This is a genomic window from Rheinheimera sp. (assembly GCF_036568245.1).
GTDB lineage: Bacteria > Pseudomonadota > Gammaproteobacteria > Enterobacterales > Alteromonadaceae > Alishewanella.
Map to the genome: position 1 here is coordinate 1 of NZ_DATCSY010000089.1, position 6520 is coordinate 6520.

Consider the following 6520-nt stretch of genomic DNA (forward strand, 5'->3'; position numbering starts at 1 on the left):
ATATTAATTTTGTCCGCGGCGAGGATTCGGTTATCCGGGCACATTGGGCCGGCAAACCTTTTATCTGGCAAATCTACCGCCAACAGCAGCAAGCCCATCTGGAAAAGCTCAACGCTTTTATGTTGCGATACTGTGCACAGATGCCAGCCGATTTACGTGAAACGGTGCAACAGTTTTGGCTACAGTGGAATACGGACAGCACTTTAGACAAAAGCTGGCAGAAATTTAGTGCAAAGCGTTTGCAAATCGCCGAATATAACCGCCTTTGGCGCGCAGCGTTAACGGCAAACGGAGATCTTGCCAGCAACCTCGTGCACTTTGTTGAAAAAAAATTTATAATGCGACGCAATTTTTCCTAAACGAGAAGATATTTCAGTCATGATGAAGACAGCTCAAGAACTGCGTGCTGGCCAGGTGATTATGGTTGGCACCGATGCAATGGTTATCCTGAAGGCAGAATTTAACAAATCTGGCCGTAACGCTGCCGTTGTAAAAATGAAAATGAAAAACCTGCTGAACGGTCAGGGCATGGAAACTGTTTACCGTGCAGACGACAAATTCGAACAGGTAATGCTGGAAACTAAAGAAGTAACCTATTCTTACTTCGCTGATCCTATGTATGTCTTTATGGATCAGGAATACAACCAGTATGAAATCGAAGCCGAGTCTATGGAAGGTGCGTTAAAGTACTTAGTAGACGGTATGGAATGTTCAGTAGTGTTCTACGGCGAGCGTCCAATCTCTGTAGACTTGCCAACTATCGTAGTTCGCACAGTAACCTATACTGAACCTGCTGCACGTGGCGACACTTCAGGTAAAGTAATGAAACCAGCAAAAATTGAGACTGGTTTTGAACTGATGGTTCCTGCTTTCGTAGAAGAAGGCGATAAAATCGAAATCGATACCCGTACTGACGAGTATCGTAGCCGCGCCAAGTAATTGGTCGGTAATAATTAAAAAAGGCGCTAAGGCGCCTTTTTTATTGGGGCGAACTCACTTGAGTCAGGTTTAAGTTTTTTGTGTTGCTGAAGGATAATCAAGTTTCATACACAAGAAATTCTGATCTCTATGTACTCAGCAACGCCTAATCTCAAGCAACGCTAACTTAATATTGATTATGTAATCGATATCGTCTATAACTTAATGCTACCGGTGGCGTAACTTTTTTCTTGTTTTGCCACCGGTGGCATTTTCGGGGGGGAGTGATAAACAAAAATCAATAGGGGAAGGTTATGAGTGCTGTACAGTTAAAACGAAATAAAATTGTGGCTTGTATGTTGATTGCCGGAGTCTGTGGTTCGGGTGCGCTTAAGGCTCAGGAGAATACCACGGAAGATACCGCCATCGCGCAGGCGGCTGATGTTGAAGTGATTGAAGTTAAAGGGTTTCGTGGTGCGTTGTATGAAGCCTTAGATGAGAAGCGAAATGCGGTAAACTCGCGTGAATCTATTCTGGCCGAAGATATGGGGAAATTCCCGGATCTGAATATTGCCGAAGCTATACAGCGTGTGCCAGGGGTGGCGATATCCCGTGAAGGCGGTGAAGGGCGTCAAATTACACTGCGCGGTCTCGGCCCGTCTTTTACCCGTGCCACGTTAAACGGTATGGAAGTACCAGCCAGTACCGATGGCCTGGATTCCGGCGGCGGTATTAACAGTGGCCGCTCGTTTGACTTTAACGTGTTTGCCTCAGAATTATTTAACCGGGTTGATATTCAGAAAACCAGCCGTGCCTCGATCGAAGAAGGCGGCATGGCCGGTACAGTTGATCTGTATTCAGCAAAACCTTTTGATTATGATGGTTTTAAAGCATTAGTGTCGGTGCAGGATGGTTATAACTCGTTAAGTGAAGAACACGACCCACGTGTCGCGTTTATGCTTAGCAACACCTTTGCCGATAATACGCTTGGCGCGCTGTTTTCAGTTGCTGCGTCTGAGCGTACTGTGCGTCAGGAAGGCTTTGGTACAGTGCGCTGGACTACACCTCAGCTAGCGAATCAGGCCTTTCCGGCTTCCGCTACACCTGAAATTACCGGTACACCAGCGGTTAGCAATTGCCAGATGGGCGGCAGCTCGGTCGCTGCTATTAATTGTCTTTGGTTGCCACGCTTACCGCGAGCCGACTTTTTTGGTAATGAACAAAAACGTATTGGTATGACTGCTGCCCTGCAGTACCGGCCGTCAAATGATGTGTTGATCACTTTTGACGCGCTGCATTCGAAACTGGAAAATCAGCGTACAGGCTATAACTCAATGGAGTGGTTTTTAACGCCGGGAACGGTAACGCCACTGGCGTTGACCATCTCACCGGACGGCAAGCAAATCGTTGCCGGACAGTTTGATGGCGTGCAATCCTGGATTGAAAGCCGCCAGCAGGATTCGGATACCGATTTCAATCAGTTTGTATTAAGCGGCAAGTTTCGTCTTAGCAATGAAATGACGTTAGACGCCATGGTAGGGCAGGCAAGCTCAGATGCACGCCGTGAAGAAAACCGTATATACAGTGTGTCGGCGCCACATATTTATTCGTTTGATTTCTCTGCAAACCCGAATGTGCCCGTCGTGTCGTTTGGTGCGGGGTACGACTACTACGATCCGGCAAACTATGAAATTCGACCTGCTGCTATCACATCGCACGATGTTAACCGCGACAACCTGACATCACGCCTTGATTTGACCTATGAATTTGAACGTTTTCAGTTAAAAAGCGGTGTGGCGTATAACGATCGCTGCGTTGAATACCGCAGCGGCAACGGCGAGTATTTCACACCGGTATCGGCGGTGGGCTATTTTACCGACTTCCCGTATGATGATTTTGGTAAAGGCCTGGACGGTGATTTGCTGCCATTTCCTGTGGTCGACTTTGCTGCAGCAAACCGCGATTTACTGACGCATAACTATACAGACAACCTGGGAGCAGCCTGGATTGTCGGTGAGAAAACCTATGCCGTGTATGCCGAAGCCAATGCTAACTTTGATATTGCCAATATGGTGTTGCGAACAAATCTGGGTAGCCGTTTTGTCAAAACAGACACCACCTCAACCGGCTATCTGAATGGCAGCGAAGTATCTGTAGAAAATAACTACAGCAATTTCCTGCCATCGATGAACCTGGCATTAGATGTGACCGAAGATGTTACGGTACGTTTTGCCGTAGCACGCACTATGACGCGGGCCAGTCTTAACTCGCTTAACATTGCCAATCCGAATTTTACTTATGAGACGCGCACCGTCAGTATGGGTAACCCTGATCTGGCACCGTATGAGTCAAATGATATCGATTTGGGGATTGAATGGTATTTTGACGATGAAGCGCTGTTATCAGCAACGCTGTTCCGTAAAGAAGTGGTGTCATCCCTAACAACCGATGTGGTTGAAAAGCTGGTCGACCCGGCATACTACGATGCTATCTATGCCGATCCGCGTTACAGCCCGACTTATAATTCAGATCCGAAAACGGTGCCTTATACACACTATATTCCGGTCAATACCGACGATGGCTTTACCATCAAAGGGTATGAGCTGGTGTATCAGCAGCCTTTCAGCTTTTTACCTGGCTGGTTGTTAAATTTCGGTGTCGTGTCAAACTACACGCGGGTAACCGCAGAAGATATGACGGGGCTGTCAAAAAATTCGTATAACTTTACCTTCTACTACGAGCAGGATGAATTCGGTATGCGTGTGTCTGCAAATACCCGTGATGATTATATCCTGAGCGTACCCGGTGGTAATGGCCATGTGGCGGAAATGAAGTATGGTCCGACACATGTTGATTTCTCGTCATTTTATAATGTGAATGAACATCTGACGCTGACATTTGAAATCATCAACCTGACCGATGAACATGAACGGATTTATGGCACCGGTGATGGCAGCATGGACCTGACCCGCGAATATAACCACACCGGCAGAAATTTCTTCTTCGGCGCGCGTTATACCCTGTAAAACAGATGCTAGTGACACAGCTAACGATAAGAGAACCACTTGGGTGGTTCTCTTTATTTTCGCCTACAACGCTTTTTAAATATGGCTATACACTGGGGAACTCATGGTATTTCAACAGTCTTTTTCGCATCACGTTATTAGCCGCGCCGCACTGAGCTGGTTGATATTAATTGCACTTGGCGCGCTGCTGCCTGCCTCTGCGGCAACTTCGGCATTAGCGCATTATTTTCCCCGCTATCAGTGCGCTGACAACCCCAAAGCGGTGTTTTGCCAGTCATTTGAGCAAAACGCGCAGGGCCTGAACTTTCTGGCAGAGAAAGATGCAGCATCGGGACTGGCCAATGGCAGTTTACTTTTGAACACTGAGCGCCAGACATTGAGTTATAAAGCGGCGCGCACCGGTGGCCATCTGTTTACGATAGATCCCAAACAGCTAAACGGATTGCGCGCGGATAATTTTTACTATGAAGCTCTTATACGCCCTTACGCCAATAGCACAACCGATCGTGAAACACTGTATCTGACGTTAAAAGACGCGCAGGCCGAGCGTTATTTCGCAGCCGGTTTCAAAGTAGGTAGCAGCGTATTTACATCAAAACTTGAACTGGCCATGTTGCCGGGTGCACAAACACAAGCGACTCAGGTTCAGGTGTTAGCAGAGCAGGCCTTGCCGGTTGTTTTGGGCGCGCAGGATGCGACTGATGGTCAGTGGTATTTATTACGGCTGCAGCGTCAGCATGATTCCTTGTCATTGTATCTGAACGGACAGCAAGTGGCTGCGGTGACTATTCCAGCCCATACTGTATTAACCCCCGCAGGCATTTGGAGCTTTAACCGCTCGTTTGAGATGGACTATCTGGCGGTTGGTACGGCCAAACCTGCCGAGCTGGATATCAACCTGCAGCAGCTGGAAAATCAGCCAATAACCGGTTATCAGTTCGAGCAGAGCCACGATATTTTCTGGCGGGTTGATAATGTAGACACAGCAGATATTTCCGTTATCAATCTGACGCCGGAATTATTTACACTGCATAGCGATAAGCAGCAGTTTCGCCTGCAATATCTGAAGCCGGGGCAGGGCGCAGTGCTGCTGCAAAGCCAAAGCCAGCCGCACCGCTTTAAGCAGCTAAATATACAGGTACTGCCTGCGCTGGCGTTTCCTGCGAAAACTGACAGCTCCCAGATTACAGCACTGTGGCCGGCTCCTGAGAGCAGCGTAAGTGCCGATACGCCGCTTACGCTTACACTGGCGCAGGATTTCAGCCTCAGTGAACATGGTGCTGTGCGGCTTTACCAGCTGCATGCCGACGGTACAACGACGCTGGTCGATGAAATTAAAGCCGGTATCGAGATGGATGCGTTTGGCAGCAGTCGCGCCAATAAATACCGCTCTATCCGTCGGCCAATGATCTGGCAGGATGGCAAAACGCTGCTTATAAAACCGCACAGCGGTAAACTTGCTGCCGGCAATACCTATCAGGTGCAGGTTTCTGCTGGTTTGTTGCAGTTTAGCACTGATGTAAATACCTTTAACGGTATAGGCCAGGATGCCCGCTGGCAGTTTAGTATTAAGGCAGAGCCACTAGCGACGCCAACGATGCGGGTGGCACAAGATGGCAGTGGCGATTTTCTGACCGTTCAGGGCGCGCTGGATTTTGTGATGAGTGACGCCGGTGCCATAGTGCAAACAGTGAAAATTGGCGCCGGAGTCTACCCGGAACCGCTGTATTTGTATGGCACTGAGCAGCTGCTGATTGAAGGGGAAGGCGCAAACCTGTCGCATATTGCTTTTAGCAATTATGAGTCGCTGAACAGTGGCTTAGGTTTAGGCTACGGCAAACTTCCAGGGCACACCGGCGGCGGGCGCAGCCTGTTTATGGTGGAAGATGTTGGCCAGCTGATATTAAAAAACCTCAGTATCACTAACTTGCATCAACGGCGCGAAGGCGTGCGCAACCAGGCCGAAAGCCTGTATTTTAACAGTACAGGTAAGTTGCTGGTGGGTAATAGCCACTTTACCAGCGAGCAGGATACGCTGATGCTCAAAGGGACATCGTATTTTTACCGGTGCCTGATTGCCGGCAATGTTGATTTTATCTGGGGGCAGAATTACCTCAGTCTGTTTGAGCAAAATGAAATCCGCTCGCTTGGCAACTCAGTAAAAGATCCGGATTCAGAGTATGCCGAGGGTAGCTACATCCTGCAGGCCCGCACGGTTAGTGAAGATGCGCCGGGTTTTATTTTTATCAATAACCGTTTTACCAGCCACCCCGGTCCTACCGGCAACCGGATCCGGGCCGGCAGTACCTTTATTGCCCGCAGTGCCGGCCGCCCAGCGTATATTGATAATGTGCTGCTGGTAAACAATCAGTTCGACCAGCACATTTCAGCGCAGGGCTGGGCCGGGCCGTTAAATCATGAGCCGTTGCCCAATCCCGAGCAAGCGGATGCCACCCGCGGCTGGCGTGAATATGGCTCAACTGATTTAAAAGGTAATGAACTTGATACGAGTGCGCGCAGTTATGGCCGGGTACTGACGGAAGATGAGCTGCCTTTTTCCGATGTTGCAAGTATTA

Annotated in this window: 4 protein-coding genes; all 4 read left to right on the forward strand. The window is 48.7% G+C overall.

The annotated features are described in order from the left end of the window. The coding region (earP, locus tag VIN66_RS03895; RefSeq protein ID WP_331922770.1) for an elongation factor P maturation arginine rhamnosyltransferase EarP at window positions 1-359 on the forward strand (359 nt) is incomplete at its 5' end. A gap of 22 nt (window positions 360-381) precedes the next feature. Continuing rightward, window positions 382-939, forward strand: coding sequence for an elongation factor P (gene efp / locus VIN66_RS03900; protein WP_331922773.1), 558 nt, complete (start codon window positions 382-384; stop codon window positions 937-939). A 293-nt stretch (window positions 940-1232) separates the two neighbouring features. Then, on the forward strand, window positions 1233-3944 hold the full coding sequence (locus VIN66_RS03905) for a TonB-dependent receptor (RefSeq protein ID WP_331922771.1): 2712 nt from the start codon (window positions 1233-1235) through the stop codon (window positions 3942-3944). Window positions 3945-4047: 103 nt separating this feature from the next. Continuing rightward, the coding region (locus VIN66_RS03910) for a pectinesterase family protein (protein WP_331922772.1) at window positions 4048-6520 on the forward strand (2473 nt) is incomplete at its 3' end.